17 protein-coding genes are annotated in these 19822 nt (G+C 59.7%); 4 read left to right on the top strand and 13 right to left on the bottom strand.

The window, feature by feature from the left end; all coding sequences use genetic code 11:
- Nucleotides 1-4: 4 nt before the first annotated feature.
- From ATN84_RS23605 to ATN84_RS23645, 9 genes are all read right to left on the bottom strand, one after another.
- Nucleotides 5-331 (bottom strand): DUF2149 domain-containing protein, encoded by a 327-nt coding sequence (locus tag ATN84_RS23605; protein WP_068884949.1) that lies wholly within the window; start codon nucleotides 329-331, stop codon nucleotides 5-7.
- On the bottom strand, nucleotides 331-795 hold the full coding sequence (locus tag ATN84_RS23610) for a MotA/TolQ/ExbB proton channel family protein (RefSeq protein ID WP_068884950.1): 465 nt from the start codon (nucleotides 793-795) through the stop codon (nucleotides 331-333). The genes ATN84_RS23605 and ATN84_RS23610 overlap by 1 nt, the downstream gene beginning before the upstream one ends.
- A gap of 23 nt (nucleotides 796-818) precedes the next feature.
- Nucleotides 819-4700, bottom strand: a complete 3882-nt coding sequence (cobN, locus tag ATN84_RS23615; RefSeq protein WP_068884951.1) for a cobaltochelatase subunit CobN — start codon at nucleotides 4698-4700, stop codon at nucleotides 819-821.
- Between the two features lies 1 nt (nucleotide 4701).
- On the bottom strand, nucleotides 4702-6555 hold the full coding sequence (locus tag ATN84_RS23620) for a TonB-dependent receptor domain-containing protein (protein ID WP_201026436.1): 1854 nt from the start codon (nucleotides 6553-6555) through the stop codon (nucleotides 4702-4704).
- A gap of 560 nt (nucleotides 6556-7115) precedes the next feature.
- A complete protein-coding gene (locus ATN84_RS23625; protein WP_068884952.1) occupies nucleotides 7116-7850 on the bottom strand; it encodes an aspartate/glutamate racemase family protein in 735 nt (244 codons plus the stop codon).
- Nucleotides 7851-7860: 10 nt separating this feature from the next.
- Nucleotides 7861-8682: an ABC transporter permease gene (locus tag ATN84_RS23630; protein ID WP_068884953.1), complete on the bottom strand. Its 822-nt coding sequence runs from the start codon at nucleotides 8680-8682 to the stop codon at nucleotides 7861-7863.
- Nucleotide 8683: 1 nt separating this feature from the next.
- On the bottom strand, nucleotides 8684-9574 hold the full coding sequence (locus tag ATN84_RS23635) for an ABC transporter permease (protein WP_068885038.1): 891 nt from the start codon (nucleotides 9572-9574) through the stop codon (nucleotides 8684-8686).
- 246 nt (nucleotides 9575-9820) lie between these two features.
- Nucleotides 9821-11113, bottom strand: a complete 1293-nt coding sequence (locus tag ATN84_RS23640; protein ID WP_068884954.1) for an ABC transporter substrate-binding protein — start codon at nucleotides 11111-11113, stop codon at nucleotides 9821-9823.
- 43 nt (nucleotides 11114-11156) lie between these two features.
- Complete coding sequence (locus ATN84_RS23645; RefSeq protein ID WP_068885039.1) at nucleotides 11157-12242, bottom strand: ABC transporter ATP-binding protein; 1086 nt, start codon at nucleotides 12240-12242, stop codon at nucleotides 11157-11159.
- Between the two features lie 262 nt (nucleotides 12243-12504).
- Here ATN84_RS23645 and ATN84_RS23650 point away from each other — a divergent pair, with 262 nt between their 5' ends.
- Nucleotides 12505-13218 (top strand): GntR family transcriptional regulator, encoded by a 714-nt coding sequence (locus ATN84_RS23650; RefSeq protein ID WP_068884955.1) that lies wholly within the window; start codon nucleotides 12505-12507, stop codon nucleotides 13216-13218.
- Between the two features lie 826 nt (nucleotides 13219-14044).
- On the opposite strand, the gene ATN84_RS27105 is transcribed toward ATN84_RS23650, so the two are convergent.
- From ATN84_RS27105 to ATN84_RS23655, 3 genes are all read right to left on the bottom strand, one after another.
- Entirely contained in the window at nucleotides 14045-14332 is a 288-nt protein-coding gene (locus ATN84_RS27105) for a hypothetical protein (protein ID WP_153020361.1), read from the bottom strand.
- A gap of 92 nt (nucleotides 14333-14424) precedes the next feature.
- Nucleotides 14425-14697: a hypothetical protein gene (locus ATN84_RS27110; protein ID WP_153020362.1), complete on the bottom strand. Its 273-nt coding sequence runs from the start codon at nucleotides 14695-14697 to the stop codon at nucleotides 14425-14427.
- 397 nt (nucleotides 14698-15094) lie between these two features.
- Entirely contained in the window at nucleotides 15095-16123 is a 1029-nt protein-coding gene (locus ATN84_RS23655; RefSeq protein ID WP_068884956.1) for a glycoside hydrolase family 25 protein, read from the bottom strand.
- Between the two features lie 344 nt (nucleotides 16124-16467).
- Between ATN84_RS23655 and ATN84_RS23660 the strand changes: the two genes are divergently transcribed.
- Nucleotides 16468-16863: a hypothetical protein gene (locus tag ATN84_RS23660; protein ID WP_068884957.1), complete on the top strand. Its 396-nt coding sequence runs from the start codon at nucleotides 16468-16470 to the stop codon at nucleotides 16861-16863.
- Between the two features lie 42 nt (nucleotides 16864-16905).
- Nucleotides 16906-17283, top strand: coding sequence for a hypothetical protein (locus ATN84_RS23665; protein WP_068884958.1), 378 nt, complete (start codon nucleotides 16906-16908; stop codon nucleotides 17281-17283).
- A 95-nt stretch (nucleotides 17284-17378) separates the two neighbouring features.
- On the opposite strand, the gene ATN84_RS23670 is transcribed toward ATN84_RS23665, so the two are convergent.
- Nucleotides 17379-18707 carry a four-carbon acid sugar kinase family protein gene (locus ATN84_RS23670; protein ID WP_068884959.1) on the bottom strand — a complete coding sequence of 443 codons (1329 nt, stop codon included), beginning with the start codon at nucleotides 18705-18707 and terminating at the stop codon, nucleotides 17379-17381.
- Between the two features lie 210 nt (nucleotides 18708-18917).
- Between ATN84_RS23670 and ATN84_RS23675 the strand changes: the two genes are divergently transcribed.
- Nucleotides 18918-19742: a phosphogluconate dehydrogenase C-terminal domain-containing protein gene (locus ATN84_RS23675; RefSeq protein ID WP_068884960.1), complete on the top strand. Its 825-nt coding sequence runs from the start codon at nucleotides 18918-18920 to the stop codon at nucleotides 19740-19742.
- Nucleotides 19743-19822 lie beyond the last annotated feature (80 nt).

Consider the following 19822-nt stretch of genomic DNA (forward strand, 5'->3'; position numbering starts at 1 on the left):
ACGATTACTCGGCTGACTTCCCACTATTTTCGGGCACATAGATCATGCGGCCGTCATCGAGACGATAGGTGATGCCGGCCCGCACCCCCTGCCCTTCGCCGATCTTTCCGTTGGCTTCGTAGCGGGTAAGTTCGCGGCCATCCTTGACGGTGATGCGCATGTCCGCCTCGCCGGGGTTTTCGATAACGGTCACCTTCTGCGATGAGAACGGATTGAGCGGATTGGTGACGATCACGATCATCAGGATGCCTGTTACCACGAGGAAGAGGTCGATCAGATTGACCACCGACAGGATCGGATCGTCTGCGTCGTCATGGTCGAGGAAGCGCATCAGGCGGCACCTCCGGCGCGTTCCAGCGCGCGCAGTTCCTCGAGCAGCCACCGGCGTCGGATCGTCAGGACAAAGAAGGTGATGCTGGCAGCAACGAGCGCCAGGATCACCGCCGAAAATGCGACGACGAGGTTGTTTCCGACGGAGGCCGCATTGCCCTCCCCCAGCGCCAGCAGGGCCGGTCCCATAGGGATCATGGTGGCGACAAGCCCAAGCATCGGCGCGGCGCGCGAGACGATGCGCAGCCATTCCAGCCGCTTCATGATCTTGAGTTCCAGATCATCGCTATGGACACCGCTGCCCGCAAGCACCGAGCGGTGATTTCCGCGCCAGCGCTGCACGGCTTCCACGAGAAACATACCGAGCACGACGAGGGCATAGACCAGTGCCCCAACGATCAGGGCAAGGACCGGGAAAAGGAAAAGGCGGGAAACCTCGAAAAGGCTGAGTTCAAAACTGCTCATGAAACACCATTGCTTGCGGTTAATTATGGACGGCGCGCATTCGCACGCCATTGCCAGCCCGCGCCAATGGTGACGAGGCCAAGCATGAGAAGAAGCGACAGCCACTGCCGCCATTTGTCGGATGTTTCGCCCTTTGGCGGAACCTGCTCCAGCACCTGCCCCTGTATCGGCTGCGACGCGTTGGCAACCGGCGACGTGTTACTCTCCGGACCAGACGGGCTCTGGTCCGCCTCAGCCGTCGATGCTGAAAGGCCGAAACCGGCGGCAAGCTGCTCGATGAATGCCTTGGTCAGCGGTTCACCCACATCGACGCCGTGATCGGCGGCAAGTTCCTGCCAGCGCTCCGCCAGCTGCCGGCGGGTCGCATCGGGAGCATCCCAATAGCCCTTGCGGATCGCCTCGACCATGCGCTCGATCATCTGGGCTTGCGCGGTCGGGTTATGCTGCTCGAAATAGTCCTTCATGCCGAGATTGCGCGTGTCGGCCACATAGGTATCGAACATGGCCCGCCATTGATCGGCCCGCACCGTGGAAGGATCGACCACTTGCCAGCCGAACAGATTGTTGGCGGCATTGAGCATGGCGAGCGTCCCGGCATAGCCCTCCGCCTTCATGCCCTCGATCCAGTGCGGGTTCAAATAGCGCACGCGCAACTCATCCGAGAGGAAGCGCGCGAGCGGCGTGGTCGCCGGGGCTCCATTGCGCAGGTCCGAGACGTAAAGCGACGGGCTCTCGCCGTCGAGATGGCGGATGGCGAGCGACAGGCCGCCCATGAACTCGAAGGGATGGTCGGTGGAAAGCACGCCATGCAGATTGGAGGAGCGGGACATGACGACCGCCTGCGCCCCCTTCAACTGCTCGCCAAGGAGATTGGCGCCCTTCGGACTGATGCCCCATGCCCGGGCACCAAAGGCAAAGCGGGTGCCGTCGAGGAAGCGCTGGGCAAGCGTCGAATCTTCGTCCCATGTGGTGGAGCGCAGGGCCATCTCCGGCAGGCCGGAACCGTAGCTCCCCGGCGCATTGCTGAAGATGCGCAAGCGCGCCTGCTCTTGCGCCTCGGCATGCGAGACGCCCTTTGCGGCAAGCGCCGCAGCGATACGTCTGCTGTTGGTAGCGACCGGATTGCCGCTTCCATCCAGCGCGGCAATTCGATCGATCGCATCGGCCAGAAGCCGCATGAAACTGTCGAACTGGTCGCGATAGACGCTGGTCACCTGCACCACCACGTCGATGCGCGGCCGGCCCAGTTCAGCCACCGGGATGATCTCCAGCGTGCGCACCCGACCGCCGTCGTCCCATACTGGTTTCAAGCCCAGCGCGTGAAGCACCTGTGCCTCGGTGACGCCGAGATGGCGCACCGCCTCCGACGACCACAGGCTGAAGGCCAGCTTCGTAGGCCACGTCCCGCCATGGTCCTTGCGAAAGGCTTCAACGAGTTGCCCGAAGGCCTCGCCGCCTGCCTCGTAAGCTGCCTTTGTCGGTATCCGGTCCTGCTCGAAAGCATGGAGATTGCGACCGCTCTTTACGTCGGGATTGCGGATGGGATCGCCGCCCGCGCTTGAAGCGATGAAGCGGCCTTCCAGCCCCGCCAGCAGCGCCTCGATCTCGCCCGGAGCGGCGAGATTGGCATCCAACGTGTCGGCACGTGATAAAAGCCCCTTTAGCGGCTCATCCAGCGAAGCCCGGTCCGCGCCGTCACGCAGATATTTTTGCAGCGTTGCGAACGGCGCCGTCTCCTTCAGCTTGGCAAAGTCATCTACAAACAGTTCGTCGCCACTTGCGCCCACGGCATCATAGAATGGCTGGCCCAACTGCTGCATGACGGTCGCCAGCCGGTGATCCGGATCGGCGGGCAGGCCGAAAGTATGAAGCCCCAATGGCATCGCCGTGCGCGCAAGCTCGTGAAGATGGTCGTGCAGGACAGGCAGGAAGGCAGCGAAATCTCGCCTCACTGCCTCTTCGGTCCAGCCGAGATCGGCATGCATGTTTGCCTTGATCGCGGCATCCGCGATCTCCTTCGCGGTCCTGTCGCGAACGGCGCCCTCATCGAGCTGCGCATAGTCATGGATCAGGTGATGGATGTCGCGCAACTCGTCATAGAGGCCGGAGGGCGCGAAAGGCGGGGTCTGGTGACTGATCGTCACCGCACGACCGCGCCGCCGCGCCTGAAGCGCCTCGCCCACATTGTCCTGGATATAGGGGTAGAAGACCGGCACATTGCCGACCGCGAGAAACGGATCGTCATCGGCGGCAAGCCCCCTGTCCTTGCCCGGCAGCCATTCCTGGGTGCCATGCGTGCCCAGATGGATAATGGCGTCCGCGCCGAAGGCCTCATGCAAATAGAGGTAGGCCGCCATGTAGAGGTGATCGGGCGGGCTCGCCGTGTCATGGTAATGAGCGCCCATCGTCGCTGCGCGCGGCATCTGCGGCATGATGAGCAACTTCCCGCGCTTGAAGGCAGGGATGATGAAACTGGGCCGTCCATTCACCTCGCGCACAGCCCAGTGTTTTTCCGGCTTGCCCCAATGGGAAAAGGCGCGGCGCTTTTCCGGGGTCAGCGTCGCAAGCCAGCGCTCATAGGTCTCGACCGGGAGAGTCACCGCGAGATTGCGTTCGATGAGGTTCTCCAGCGGCACCGTGCGGTAGAGGCCGCCCAGCATCGCCTGCCCGGCGGCGATCATCTCCGCCTCCGAAAGCGGCGCAGTATCGTAGCCTGCCCGCGAGAGCCGCGCGGTGATGACCTCGATGCTCGCCGGCACATTGAGGTTCGAGGCGGCGAGGTTCTTCTCTCCGGCGGGATAGTTCCAGAAGAGAAGCGCCAGATGCTTCCTCGCCGCTGGCTTGCGGCGCAGGGCGACGAGGCCTTTCAGTTTCCCCACCAGCGCATCGAGCTGCGCCGGGATCGGGACCTCCGCCCCCTCCTCTACAGCCGTCAGCACGATCGGGTCGATCATGCCCCAGCTTTCGGGACCGGCGAGAAAGACGGCCGCCGTTCTCGCCGGAATGCCCGACGCCGCCATGGCCCATTCCCGCAAGCCGCCTTCGCGGAAGCCAACCGTCTGGATGACGGGTATATCGAGATCGAGAAACTCGGCGCTGCGCGCCGATCCATTCTGCATATGGGTGAGGTTGACGATAGCGTCCGTCTTTGCCGGTCGCGCCACTTTCGTCAGGCCCTCGGGATCAGCACCATCGAACCAGAAAACGAGCGGTATCAGCCCGGCGGCCTCGCTGCGCGCGATGAGCGCATCGATCAGCCCTGTCTGCATGCCGGAAACCGCATTCTGATGGATAACAAACCCGACCTGGCCCGTCGCGTCCTTCCAGCGGCTGGCACCCCAGGCAAGATAGGCGTCGAGCGTCTGGAAGACATGTGGCGCCACCGGATGGTAGAAGCCGGTGGCCGGGAGCCGTTCCGCCGCCGCGAAACCATCGAGGTTCCCGCCCTCCTTCCAGGAGCGGACAAAGGCGAAGAAATTGCGGAAGTTCTCCGTCCCGCCTCCCGCATAATAGCCGATGAGCGCGGAAGCTTCGCGTGGCGCGATCCCCTTCCATGCGGGCCGGCCGCCACCAATGGTAATGGCGGGAACCGCCGAAGCGGCGAGCCTTCCGCCCAGCGCCTGTTCGACGCGTGCGCGATCATTGGGCCGAGGCACGTCGAGAACGATGAGGTCCGCGCCGGACAGCCATTCATCCGGTGGCGTCCTCGCCGTTTCCACATCGATGGATTCGAGCGTGACACCGGCCTCTTCTGCGATGGGACGGAGCGCCTCGAACTTGGCCGGCAGGACGAAGCTGTCGGTCACCACGCGCACGACCGGGCGGGAAACGTGCGTGGCATCCTGAGCGTGCGCCGCTCCCACAACGAGAACAAGCACCAGATGAATCAGGCACAAGATACGCATGTCAGAACTTCGCCCGCATACCGATAAAATACCGCCTGCCCTCATCCGCGAAAGCGTAATCACCGGACTCGTCGGCAAGCCTGATGTCCCCGATATTCTCGATGCCGAGTTGGAGGCTGGCATGGTCGTTCAAGGCATAATCGCCATAGACCGAGATCAGCGTATAGGCCGGCTGGCGACCCGACGCCGTCGTCGTCTTCTGCGAGCCGATATAGTTGACGCGCAGCGAGGTCTTCAGCTTCTCCACCGGTTCCCAGCTCACCGTCGCGTTGGCGGCGTGGCGGGAGCGGTCGGGCAGGCGTTCGCCGGTTGTTTTATCGATTGCGTCGAGCCAGGTGTAATTGGCGTCGAGCCGCATGTCCCACGGCAGTTCGACGCCGCCGCCGATCTCGACGCCGCGAATGCGCGCCTCATCGACATTCTCATAGGACCAGATCGCGCCGGGAGCACCGGCGCAGCGAGTGACGCAGACCGCCTGGATGAGATTGTCGACATTGTTCTGGAATGCCATGGCCCGGGCCGACCAGATGCCCTGTTGATACTCGAAACCGGCCTCGAAGGAGAGATTCGTCTCCGGTTCAAGATCAGGATTGCCGACGATGGTGAAACGGCCGCCGCCGGCAATGGCCTCGTATTCGGGCGAAAGCTGCTTCAAGGTCGGCGCCTTGAAACCCGCGCCCACACCGCCCTTGAAGGTAAGCGCATCGTTGACATGGTAGAGAAGATAGGCCCGCGGGCTCGCATGCCAGCCGAACGCATCGTGATGATCGAAGCGGCTGCTGGCCACGAGCTCCCATTGATCGCCCAAGAGGATTTCATCCTGAATGAAGGCGGCAAAATGCGTCTGCTCGGCCTGTCCTGTGTCGTTGACGGTGGGATCGTCAAGCCGTTCCCGGCGGACCTCGCCACCGATCGTCACCTTATGGTTCTCGAAGGGCGAGAAGCTGGCATGGGCATCGCCGACCGTATCGGTGAATTTCTGCGGACCGGAGACCGGCGCGCCGTCGCTGCGCTCGTTCTCACGCTCCAGCATGGAGCTGTAGATGCGAACCCGGCTTGTGCCCCAATCCCAATTGCCCTCATGCGACAGCGAGATACGCTGCCGTCGGATATCGTCGTCAGAGCGGTAGAAAGTGGGGAAACGTCCGGCGCCTTGCGTATTGCGCCAGCGTTCCTCATACCCCGCGCCGTAGGAAAGATCGATGCGCTGCTGCGCATCCGGCGTCCAGGTCAGTGTCGCGTTGCCCGTAAAGGCGTCCTCATCGCCCAGGGAGGACAGCCTTGGATCTTGCGGAGAAACCAGTTCCTCGCGGCCGCGGTACTGGCCCCAGATATTAAGGCCCAAAATACCTGGAACGATTGGACCGCCGGCATAGCCGCTGACATTATAGCCGTCGCCGCCCCGGCCATGCTCCGTCAGCGAACCGAAGGTCGAGACCGAGCCGCGCCATTTGTCGGTCGCCTGCCGTGTGATGATATTGACCACGCCGCCCAGAGCCTCCGAGCCGTAAAGCGAGGACATCGGCCCGCGAACCACCTCGATCCGCTCGATCGCTTCGGGTGGCACCCATCCCAGCTCATAATCCGAGTGGGCGATGGCCGAAGCCGAATTGCTGACGCGCATGCCGTCCACCAGCACCAGAGTCTGTTCCGGCAGCATGCCACGGATCGAGATGCCGCGGCGACCAAGTCCGATGCCCGTGAGTTGGACCCCGGGCGTGCCCTCGATCGCCTGGGCGAGGTCATGCACCGGCCGCTCACGCAACTCTTCGCCGCTGACGACCGTGACGCTTGCCGGCGCATCCTTCAGGAATCGTTCGCCCGAGGTAGCCGTAACGACGATGGGTTCGAGCAATATCGTACCGTGTTCAGGCGTCTGAGCATAAGCGCCGGTTGGTCCGGAGGCCGCAATAGCTACAAGAATAGAAAAATTCCGCAACAACCGGTCGCGCATCGACGCCCCTTCCCACCGTGAATCGTTAACTTTTTGTTATAACATCTCGCTATGTTATGAAATAACAAAACGCAATAGGGAAGGTTTGTGCAGAGAGGCGCCAGCGGCAGTCAGACGAACCTTTACCGCTTCAACGGCCTGATCGCTGTCTTGCAACCGTTCGCCGAAAAGAAATTGCTGCGGCCAGGAAGCAACCGCAGCCACGTGGCCACTGTCTGATGGCCAATCGCAAACTTCGCCTGAACGACGTTTAATAGGGGAGTTGAAGGGCTACAAACCGCGTCCCTCTCGCCGTCATTCTCGGGCTTGTCCCGAGAATCTACCGCAGCTTAATCTGTAAGGACGGTAATCGCTTATCTTTTTCTTTATGGCAGATTCCCGGGACAAGCCCGAGAATGACGGCAGGACAAAGCATTGTTCCGCCAGCGTATCCATTCTACCTGAAAGACTCTAACCGGTCATCAACCGCCCGGCGCGAACCGCGCGAGCGCGCCCTTGTAGATTTTGGTGCCCGGTGTCGCATAGGCGCCGCGTTTGCTGGTTGAAAGCCCCAGCGCCACCAGCATTTCGGCCTGCTTGACGGCGGCGCTGACGCCGTCGACAACCGGCAGGCCGTATTCCGCCTGCAGGGCGCGAGCGAGATCGGCCATGCCGGCGCAGCCAAGCACGATCGCCTCCGCCCGGTCGTCGGTGATGGCGCGATCGATCTCCCGCTTGAGGCGGTCGATCGCGCCGGAAGCCGCATCCTCCAGCGACAGAACAGGGATATCGGCCGCGCGCACCTTTGCCCGGCCCTCCGCGCCATAGCGGCGGACCAGCGCCTCGATCGGAATGCGGGAGCGCTCCAATGTGGTGACGACGGTATAGCGCTGAGCAATAAGGGATGCCGCCGTCAGCGCCGCCTCGCAAATGCCAATAACGGGAATTCCGGCGATCGCCCGCGCCGCGTCGAGGCCGGTATCATCGAAACAGGCGATGATGGCCGCTTGCGCGCCACGGCTCTCACCATCGGCAAGCCGCTCCAGAAGTCCGGGCACTGCAAGCGCCTCGTCGTAATAGCCTTCGATCGAGACGGGCCCCATCAGCGACGTGACGGCCTCGACCTCCGTATCGCGACCCGCCACGCCGATGGCGGCCCTGCGGATCGTTTCCGTCATGCTGGCAGTGGTATTGGGATTGATGAGGAGAATGCGCAAAATGAAAGTCCTAACCCATGCGGGCGCTGCGACGACGCAGGATCATGATGACCGCCAGCGCCAGAAGGATGATGGTGAAGGAGAAGAGCGTCGTCACCGTGCCGAGCGCATAGAGCACCGGCGTCGTGACATTGGTGGTCATGCCGTAGATCTCGAGCGGCAGGGTATTGTAGGTTCCCGCCGTCATCAGCGTGCGGGCGAATTCATCGTAGGAAAGCGAGAAGCCGAACAGGCCGACGCCGATCAGACTCGGCGCGATCATCGGCAAAAGCACATGACGGAAAGTCTGCCACGAGCTTGCGCCGAGGTCGCGCGCGGCCTCCTCGTAAGCCGGCGAAAAGCGGTTGAAGACGGCGAACATGATCAGGACGCCGAAAGGCAGCGTCCAGGTCAGATGTGCGCCGAAGGCCGAGGAATACCACGCGGGCCTGAGGCCTAGCTGCTGGAAGACGACGCCGATGCCGAGGCTGACGATGATCGACGGCACGACGAGGCTTGCGACGCTCAGATAGAACAGCGCCGACGCGCCCTTGAACCGGCGCCGGAAGGCAAGCCCTGCCAGTAGCGAGACGACGACCGTCACTACCATCACCATCAGGCCGAGTGAGAGCGAGCGCGTGAAGGACGCACCGAAATCCCCGACGGCCTGCCGCTCGAAAAGATTGCCGAACCAATGGAGCGAAACGCCGTTCAGCGGGAAGGTCAGCCCGCCATCCGGCCCTTGGAAGGATAGGATGAGGATCGCCGAGAGAGGCCCATAGAGGAACAGGACGAAGAGCGCGAAGAAGGCGGCGAGGATGTAGAAGCCGAGGCTGCGTTTCTCGTGATGCATCTCAGAGCTCCTTGCGGATATCGACGACGCGCAGGATGCCGGCGACCATCAGAAGAACGAGGATGAGCAGCACCACGGCATTGGCGGCGGCTGCCGGATATTGCAGGAGCGACATCTGGTTCTTCATCATCAGCGCGACGGAAGCGCTCTGCCCGCCGGACATGACCTGCACGGTGGAGAAATCGGCCATCACCAGCGTGACGACGAAGATGGTGCCAATCGCCATGCCGGGTTTTGCCAGCGGGATGATGACATTCCATAGCGTCTGCCAGCCGGAGGCGCCTGCGTCCCGCGCGGCCTCGATGAGCGACCGGTCGATCCGCATCAGCGTGTTGAAGATCGGCGTCACCATGAAGAGCGTATAGAGATGCACCATCGCCAGCACCACGGCGAAATCCGAATAGAGCAGCCATTCGATTGGCGCGGGGATGATGCCCGCCTGAACCAGCGTCGAATTGACGAGGCCGTTCCTGCCCAAGACCGGAATCCAGGAGATCATGCGGATGATGTTGGAGGTGAGGAAGGGCACCGTACAGACGAGGAACAGCACCATCTGCATGGCGGCGGTGCGCACATGGAAAGCGAGGAAATAGGCAACGCAGAAGCCGATCACCAGCGTCAGCACCCAGACGATGGCCGCATATCTGAGCGTGTTCAGATAGGTCTTCCAGGTGACCCATGAGCCGAGCGTGTCGGTATAATTCATGGTCATGAAATCGGGATAGATGCCGGCGAAATCATAATCCCAGAAGCTGACGATGATGATGGTGAGGATCGGCAGGACGAAGAAGAAGCCGAGGATCAAGGTCAGCGGCAGCGCCTGCAGATAGGAGGCGGCAGCAGCCGCAAGCCGGCCGAGTCTTTCGGCGGCGGGCTTGGCCGGTTTTTCCATCTGTGCTTCGTCTTCCACGATGGCTGCGGTCAATTCATGATCTCCGTGCCTTTGAACCTGGAGCGGTTCATTTCAAGATGGAAACATTGGGCATGATACCGGAACGGCGAAGCGGTTTTCCGCTTGGATCGTTCCGGAATGGATCCTCGCCATTCCAGCAGCGGCCGGACATCAAGGCCACCGCTATCCCTGCCGGCCGCTCTCCCCGCACGCGGAGAGAGGGTAAGGGTGAGAGCCTTATTGCCGCTAAGCCGCAATAAATTCGTTCCAGCGACGGACCATGTAGCGGTCCTCGTCCATCACGGAATTCCAGCAGGCGACCTTGCCCATGCGCTCCTCGAACGAGCCGCCGTCGCGCACCGCGCCTGCCTTCTCCATGATCTTGCCTTCCGGCGAGAGGATATCGCCCTGGGCCGGCTTGCCCTCGACCCAGTAGCCCCATTCGTCGGGCGACATGAATTCCTTGGCCGTTTCCATCGCCGCCGAATAATAGCCCTGGCGGTTGAGATAGGCGCCGACCCAGCCCGAGAGATACCAATTGATATATTCATAGGCCGCATCGAGCTTTGCGCCTTCCAGATGCCTGGCCATGCCGAGGCCGCCGCCCCAGGCGCGATAGCCCTCCTTCAGCGGCTGATATTTGCAGGCGATGCCCTTCGAGCGAACCGCCGCCACGGCCGGCGACCACATGGACTGGATCACCACCTCGCCCGAAGCCATCAGGTTGACGCTTTCGTCGAAGGACTTCCAGAAGGCGCGGAACTGGCCGTCCTGCTTGGCCTTGATCATGAAATCGATGGTCTTGTCGATCTCTTCCTTGGTCATGTTGCCCTTGTCGGCATATTTGATGTTGCCCATCGCCTCCATGATCATGGCGGCGTCCATGATGCCGATGGACGGGATGTTGAGGATCGCCGTCTTGCCCTTGAAGGCCGGGTCCATGATATCGGCCCAGCTGGTGATGTCGCGGCCGACGAGATCGGGACGGATGCCGAGCGTGTCGGCATTGTAGATCGTCGGGATCAGCGTCATCCAGTTGGTCGGCTCCTTGGCGAAGGCCTTGGCATCAGCCGCTTCGACGAAACCGACCGTGTGCGGCGCCGTGCCCTGCGCGATCACGCTATCGGGCGTCAGCTTCCCGTTGATGAACAACGGCACGATCTTGTCGAAATATTTGATCTTCGAGACGTCCATCGGCTGCATCACGCCCGACGGAAACACCTTCTTGGCGATCCAGTATTCGATATCGGCGATGTCGTAGCTATCCGGCTGGGTAACGGCGCGCTGCGCGGCGGCGTCGGAATCCGTCGCCGTCATCTCCAGCGTGATGCCGAGATCTTCCTTGCACTTGTCGGCGATGGCATTGATGTTGGAAACGCCGGTGCCGAACTGGCGCAGCGTGATCGGGTTTTGCGCCCAGATCGTCGGGAAGCCGGTGATGATCCCGGAGCCTGCGGCGAGACCCGCCGCCGCAGCGCCCGTCTTCAGCAATGTGCGGCGGCTGATGCCGGCGCTGTTCATTTCGGTTTTCTTCGTCATGTCCTGTTCCCCTTGCTTGTGTTTGCGGACTGGTTGTCGATGGTCATGAATCGAGCGCGCCGAGGATTGATGCGTCCCCTGCCGCCCAAGACAGCGGAATGGCTTCGCCGACGATGACTGGGCTGGCGAAGAACGCCGCGTCGTCGGTGATCACGGTGAAATCCTCGATGCCCGCTCCCGTGACGGAGAGCTTCACCGAGGCGCCCTGATATTCGATGTTGGAGACGATCGCGGTGAAGCCAAAGCCCTGGCTCTCCGCCGCGCCGATGCGCACACGGTCGGTGCGGATCCCGACATCGACGGCCCTGCCCGCCTCCATCGCCCTGCCGCTTGCCACCAGCGTCTGGCCGCCCGGAACCTCGAAGGTCACCAGCCCGTCCCCATGACCGGTGACCCGGCCGGAAACCACATTGTGATCGCCCATGAAGCGAGCGACGAAGGCGGTTGCCGGTCGCTCGAACACCTCGCGCGGCGCTGCCGCCTGCTCGATCCTGCCATCGTTCATCACCACGATCAGATCGGCGAGCGCCATCGCCTCATCCTGGCTGTGGGTGACATGAACGAAGGTGATGCCGAGGCTCTTCTGCAGCCGCTTCAGTTCGGCGCGCATGCGTATCTTCAGGAAGGGATCGAGCGCGGATAAAGGCTCGTCGAGAAGCAGGGCTTCCGGATCGGTGATGAGCGCACGGGCTAACGCCACGCGCTGCTGCTGCCCGCCGGAAAGCTGCGCCGGACGCCTGGTTGCATAAGCCTCCATCTGCATCAGTTTCAGCATTTCGAGCGCCCTAGCGCGGCGCTCGCCCTTTTCGACGCCCTTCATCTTCAGGCTGAACGCGACATTGTCGATAAGGTCCATATGGGGAAACAGCGCATAGGACTGGAACATCATCGCCGTGCTGCGCCTAGCCGGCGGAAAGTCCGTCACCACCTTGCCGCCCAGACGGATATCGCCATCGGAAATCGTCTCATGGCCGGCGATCATCCGCAGCGTCGAGCTCTTGCCGCAGCCCGAAGGGCCGAGCAGACAGCAGTAGGCCCCGGCCGGGATCTTCAGGCTGATCCCGTCGACAGCCGTCGCCGAACCATATTTCTTCGTAACGGAAACGATATCGATTTCGGCAGCTTGCATCCGGGGCTCCATGTTCACGATAAACAAAGCATAATGCGTGCCAATCGCGCTCGCCCTCGACACCCCCTTGATATCGCCGGTTATTTTCCGTCAGCTTCCGGGAACGATATCCCCGCTGATTCCACACTGCACAAAATCTAGGCCGTTTGTTCAGGATTACAGGCAAAATTGTATGCAATCTCTATTCAGCTCTGCATTCAAAATCTCCGTGCCTTACGCTACGATTTGAGCTAGAAGGCGAAGCAGGAAAGCAGGGTCTGATTTGGAAACCACAGCGATCAAAACCCGGGGAAACGCCGCGAAGGAAGCCGAGCGCGCTGTCGTGATCAGCGAAGCGCTGCAGGATGCCATCGTCGAGCGTCGCCTGCCGCCGGGCATGAAACTCGTGGAAGCAGAAATCGGCTCGTTGTTCGATGTCAGCCGGACCATTGTCCGAACAGCGCTTCAAGAACTGAGCTTTCTCGGCCTAGTGCGCATCGAGCGCAATCGGGGCGCCTTCGTCGCAAAGCCCTCCCCCGAAGAGGCGCGGCAAATCTTCGATGCGCGGCGGCTGGTCGAGCCCGGCATCACGATGGATGCGATCAAGCAGGCCAGCAATGACGATCTCGCCCATCTCAGAAAGCATCTGCAGCATGAGAACGAGGCGATGAGCCAGCGGGGTCTGAGCGCGCGCCGCATGGAGATACGCGCCTCCGGCGATTTCCACCTGCTTCTGGCCTCGATCGCCGGAAATCTCATCGTGCAGCGTTTCATGAGCGAGCTCATCGCCCGCTCATGCCTGGTGATCGCGCTCTATGGACAGTCCGGCGCTTCAAGCTGCGGACATGACGATCATGTCGAGATCGTCGATGCGATCGCCGCCAGGGATGCTGCAAGGGCGGTTGCGCTCACCCAGCATCATATCGATCACCTGGAAGCGGATCTGAACTACCGGTCCAGCGACGATATCGAGCTGCGCCAGGCATTGAGCCTTTAGCGGATATTCCCTGCTCGAGCCCAGGAAACGCCGCGGGATTTAAAGCACTTCAATTTTATCTAAGGAATGCAACGCGGAAAAGAAAGCGCAATGATCAACATAAGCCAAATGTCGCAAATGCGGATTCCGGCCTCGCGACAAGGGATGATGATCCTGATCCGTCAGTTTGCGCCCATGTTTTGGACTTTTACGGCATCTATAACCCAATCGTCGTTGACTTGATGTGCATAAAGTCTCACCTTCTTTGACCTATTCTGAAGAGCCCAATCCAGTATCACTCTAGCAAACGATGATCCTACGTTGAAGTCGGGACTGACGAACTTGAAATCCGTCGTGATGCTATCGCCGTCTTTTATGACTGAAATCGTTGCGGTCCGAGAACTACTGGTCTCGCCTTTGATCGCGGCAACCGTGCATAGGATAATACTGAATCCCTCAGAAGGTTCGTCAAATTGAGGAACGTCTCTGCTGATCAGAGTCGGCGCGTTTAAGCTTATTGCGGACTTAGGTAGTGTTACTCCATCAAGGGATTTTGTTTGGGAATTCTCTGTAAAACCGGGAAAGATTATGGTAACATTTAGGAACGAATACCATATTATTCTCTCCGCCAGATCTGTACCAACAGAAAAAGTGTTATGTAATATATTTAATACCTTTCCTCCACTCGCTGAAAGAAATGCTATTTGCGTATTATTTTGTTCATTTACAGATGCGAATATCCCCGATACCCATCCTGAATACACGATTGAGTTTGAGTTCACTTTAAACTCCTTTTCTTGTGTAAAGAAAGAAATAACTCAAAACTAAGTTCTAATATTTTGTTTTTTTATCTATAGCTTCCTGTAACCCACGTTGTTGCTGATGTGATCCACCAAACAGTTCCCATGGATTCATCATCTGAGTAGCCAGTCATATTAATTTGAATTTTATTCACTAGGGAATCCCAAAGTATATTTAAAGTAATTGCTACACCAAGACTTATTTTAGTATCTTTAATTTCCCAATCCCTGTTCGTGCCATTAGTCTCAAGAAATGAAACATAAGTTCTATGTGTTCCATCGGTCATGCCGACGATTCCAGTAACTTTACCAGTAACTTTTCCCTGCCAAATCATGGTGTTTCCCATCCTACCTGAAATCATACATGCTCGGAAGCGCGATGGCGTATATAAATATGAGTCGGCACTGTGTTTTATGAAAGATTCCATCAATTGTTCGATTTCTTAACTGAACTGATCCAAAAAGAATCAGGAACATTTCCATATTGGTAGCCATCTATGGTGATTTCAGTTCCATTCAGAAGCGAATCCCAAAGTATATCTAGGGAAAATGACTGTCCAAGGCCGAATGTAGCGTCAGCAAATTGCCAGTTTCGTGTGGTTCCATTGGTCTCATGTATTGTAATATAAGCATTTCCCGTTCCATCCGTTAGGCCGTTGAGGACCGTAACCTTTCCGACTGTTTCTCCACTCCAAGCCATGATACGCTCCATCTTCACCTTAAATAATATTTATCACCGAGAATATGCTCGCATCTACAAAATAATTGTCGATGCATCTTTCTTTGATGCCATTGATCTGTTTCAATCATGGCAGAATATAACACGATTTTGGCCTTGGGTAAGCGGATGATTACTATTGAGTTATTTAATGCTTATTCTGATATATTATAGCAGTTAGCTTTGTCGCCAGCCCATTCATGCCGAACAACATCTCCCTAGCAGGCCGTTGAAAAAGGGCGCTCGCGCTACGGAGCCCGGCTAGGCGGAAACGTTGGCGCTACATGCCCCCTCTGACCAGCAGACCAATGGCATTTCCATCAAAACAGGAACCGCTCTGGCCCCGAAATGGGAAAAAGCCAATGCCGCGCGTGTGCGATCACCGCGCGTTTGCCGCCACCCATCTGTGCCATTGATCCTCGGTGCCGTGGAAGGCGTTGAGATCGATCCTGCCATCGACGCCATGCGAAAGGCCGGAGCCTGAATATTGCCAGAATACCCATTCCCTGCCGGGATAGACCTTGGAGGGATGCGCGGCCACGGAGCGCAGCCAGAAGGGATAATCCCGGAATTCGCCCTTCAGGTTGTCGCGGTAGAAGTCCGGCGCGGTGTAGATGATCGGGCGCTGGCCGTAATGCCGCTCCAGCCTGTCCATGAAGACCTGCATCTTCTCCAGGACTTTCTTGCGCGGCAGGCGCTGCTTGCAGCGGGATTCACCGTTCCATTCCACATCGATGACCGGCGGCAGGGCGCCCGGCACCTTCGGGACATTGCGGATGAACCAGTCCGCCTGCTCGCTGGCAACCCGGCACCAGTAGAAGAAATGATAGGCGCCCCGGCGCAATCCGGCCTCGCCGGCCTGACGCCAGTTCTTCCTGAACATCGGATCGAGATGATCGCCGCCGTCGGTGGCCTTGATATAGACGAAGTTCGCGCCCTGCGAGCGCAACTTCGCCCAGTCTATCTCGCCCTGCCAGCGGGAAACGTCGACGCCGTGCACGGCAAGGGATCTCGGCGAGACCCGTCCGAAATTGATGGGCTTGGCGTCGCGGAAACGATGCCGGTAAACCTGCCCTCGCTCGAATGTTCGGGCCGGCGGCTTGGACGGCACCACGAGAGCGACCGGCTCGGCCGCAGGCGTACGCGTTTCCGGCATCCTGGCCATGGGCACCATTGCATCGGGTATCGGAGCCGACGGCGCCAATGCCGTCATCTCTTCCGGCTGCGCTTCGCTCGAAGCGGCCGTCCCGATCTCGCCCGGCGGCACCACGTTTCCCGGCTTGACGATGGAGCTTGTCGTCTCAAGCGATGGTTTTGCCAGAATCTCGTCCACACCCGCGCCGGTGGACGTGCAACCGACCAGAACCATGCAACCGAAGACAATGGCCGACACGCCCGAGAAACGCATGAATACCTTACGCAATTAAGAGACTCGCGAGACTCGACGGCGTCGGCCCCCTTTCAGCAAGTGCTAAGGGTAAATTATCAATAAAGATTGAATCGGTTTTTAACCATGGCGCCGAAAGCGGGCCTTGGGGGCAAGCTCCCGAGCAAATGTCGGGATCGAAGGACCGTTACAGACGCGGACCGCGAGTCTCATCCGCAGTCCTCTATCATATACCCGTAAAATAGAGATTTAACTGCATCTTCAACGCACAGTTGCCGTCTTCCGTTGATCGTGAAACTGTTCACGCAGAACGGATGGCACAGGCAGATGGGCGCCGATCCGAACTGGCCCCAAAAGGAGGAAGCATGGCAACCAATACCAAATACGACAACACCGTTCTCATGGTGAACAAATCCAAGGCCGTGATCGGGATCGATAAGGATCCCAATTTCGACGATATGCGGCTGGTCTTCGATGGTGTGGTGTGGCCGGACCCGTCAACCGGCCCATACATGCTGGAGCCAGGAAAGCAGGTTCACGTCGGCGCCGGCTATCCACCGGACTATCTCGCCTATGCGACGGATATGGGTGTGGGCATCAACGACGCCCGCTTCCTGGAAATCGCCGTGGGGCCGAGTGATGTCACGGATTCGAAGGTCTGGACGGTCGTCAGCGACAGCGGGGACGATGGAAGCGGTCTCACCTATGATGTGGAGGATCAGACAGCCCTCTCGATGACGATGATCTGGCACGGCGAGTGATGAAGTGTTGCGTGTGACGAGCTAATTTACAGGAGAGAAGCCATGGCAAACAGCAAAGCCGATTTCAACAACACCATACTGATGATCAACAAGGCCAGGAGCGCCATCAAGATCGACCGGGATCCGAACTTCGACGACATGGAGCTCATCTTCGATGATGTGACCTCGGGGAGCCCATATATGCTCCAGCCCGGAAAACAGGTCCATGTCGGCTCTACCTATGGGAACGATATCGGGGTGGTCATCACCTATGACAACAGCGACCGCTACATGGAGATGGCCGTCGGCCCGAGTGAAGCCACCCAGGCCCAGGTCTGGAACCTAATGGCTGATGGCGGATCAGACGGAAACGGTCCCCTCGCCTATTGCCTGACGGATTTAACCTATTATTCGATGACAATGACCTGGAGCGATAAATAGTTATCCAGAGCAGTTCTCGTTAACGTTCGGCTTCTCACCCCCCTCTGGCCTGCCGGCCAGAGGGGGGTGCCTGGCGTTTTCACCAAACAAAAGCGCTAAATATCTCCGTCCCTTACCGCCACGAAGAAATCATCCTTCCCCACCTGCCCGCCTTTCAGCACGATTTCGAATTGCCGGTTGCCATCGGCAAAATGAGCGAGACAGACAGGAGAACCGGGCGATTGCGGGATGGGGTGGCGCAAGGTGAGTGCCGCCACGCCAAGCGCATCAAGCGCATGGCTCGACGTATCGCCGCCCGCGACGATGACGCGGTTCAATCCCTGTTCGCTGGCCAACCTCTCAAGCATGGCCCCAAGCCTTTGCCCGACTCGGTCGTTGTCGAGAATGGGCTTGCCGGCATTCTCTGATGCATGGACAGGACCGAGCGCCGTGTAAAGCACCGGGCTGGCGCCACCCTGCAGCACCTCCGACGCCCTTGCCAAAGCCACCGCCTCCGCCTGGTCACCCCCCTGCCCAGAGGCAAGCGCGACGTAATCCACCTCGATCGGCGCGAAACCGTTTACTACAGCATGGCGGATCTGCCGCTCCGTGGTCGGCGAGCAACTGCCCGAGACGACGGCGATGCGGGCCGCCGGATCGAGCGGCTCATAGGGTTTCGCAGACCCGACGATGCCCGCCTCGCGCCATGCCTCGATCAGCGCATATTCGACACCCGACGACCCCACGACGAACGGCCCGAGACGGTGGCGTTCGTTCCACAGCATCTGCCCCACGCGCTTCTGGCTCGAACTATCTGCCACGTCGATGAGAACCGCGCGGGCCGATGTACCGAAGACCGCATCAAGCTTTTCACTTGCCGCGCCATTATGGATAGAGGGCAGATCAACGAGGCCGATTGGAAGGCTGGTTTGATAAGACAAATGAAGACGCAGATCCGCCTCCCCCATCGGCGTCGCCGGGTGGCGGCTCATCACCGGGTGGCGGTCGATGCGGAAGACCTCCTCGCCGAAGCGGGCGAACAATTGACCGAAGAAGGTGTAGCGGCCGAGCTGATGCGCGCCGACGACAATGGGCGCGACGTTCTGGCCGAAGCTTTCCAGGCCGACCTCCAAGGCCCTCCCGATGGAACCCTGATGCGGCGCGCTGTCGAAGGTGGAGCACACCTTATAATGGCAGATCGGCGCACCAAGGCCGGCGAGCCAGCGGAATATCGCGGGGAGCCCGGCATCCATCCAGGCTGGCGGCTTGCTGCGACTGTAACCGGCAAACCCGATGGCCCGGGCATGGGAAAACCGTTTCAGCCAAGCCTCATCCGGCTGCTCAGTGAACAGCACCGTTTCGACGCCGTTGCTGCTCAGCGCCTCCATGACATCGGTCGAGCCGGTGAAATCGTCGCCGTAATAGCTCAGGAGCGGTGCAGTCATGCCAGCCTCGAGCGGAAGGCACCCGGTACCCCAACAGAGATCGGATGGCTTTTTGCATAGAGCCTGCTCATGGCGTCAGTTCCTCCCGGGCGACTGTTTTCATTTCGCCGATATCTATCAGGTCAAATATCATCAGATCAACTCATTATACCAGTTGACATCATGATAATTGCTGGACATATTCGCCGCAACAAAGACGGGAGGAATTCCATGAAAATCGCATTGCTTGGCGCCGGTGGAAAAATGGGTGTGCGCCTTGCGACCAATCTGAAAGGCTCGCGCTTCGACGTCGCGCATGTCGAGATCAGCGAAGCCGGCCGGAAGAGGCTGAAGGACGCGCTCGGCGTCGATTGCGTTGCAACCGACGAGGCGCTGGCCGGCGCAAAGGCAGTCGTTCTCGCCGTGCCCGACACCGCCATTGGCGCGGTTTCCCGCGCGATCATCGACAAGCTCGAGCCCGGGACGATGGTCATTGCGCTCGATGCAGCCGCTCCTTTCGCCGGCCATCTGCCGGAGCGAGACGACATCACCTATTTCGTCACGCATCCCTGCCATCCGCCCATCTTCAACGACGAGACGGAGGTGAAAGCGCGGCGCGATCATTTCGGCGGCGTGGCGGCGGCACAGTCGATCGTCAGCGCCTTGATGCAGGGGCCGGAGGAAGATTTTGCGCTGGGCGAGGAAGTCGCCAAGACGATCTACAAGCCGATCTTGCGCTCGCACCGGGTCACCGTCGAACAGATGGCGATGCTGGAGCCGGGCCTTTCCGAGACCGTCTGCGCCACCCTTCTCGTGGTGATGCGTGAGGCGATGGAGGAGGTCATCCGCCGCGGCGTCGACCGGGTCGCCGCGCGGGATTTCCTGCTCGGCCACATGAACATCCTTGCCGCCGTCGTCATGGGAGAGATCGACGGCGTTTTCTCCGATGCCTGCAACAAGGCGATCGAAAACGGCAAGCCGCGCCTGATGCGCCCCGACTGGCTTGATGTGTTCGAGCCGGCGGAAATCGCGGAAAGCATCCGCCGCATCACCTGACAAGGTCATGCCGAACCGGATGCAAACGTGAAAAAGGGTGAAAACCACGCATAGAATCCAGGGAAAATCGGTCAATTCTG

Origin of the sequence: Paramesorhizobium deserti, assembly GCF_001558695.1 — a bacterium.
Taxonomy (GTDB): domain Bacteria; phylum Pseudomonadota; class Alphaproteobacteria; order Rhizobiales; family Rhizobiaceae; genus Paramesorhizobium; species Paramesorhizobium deserti.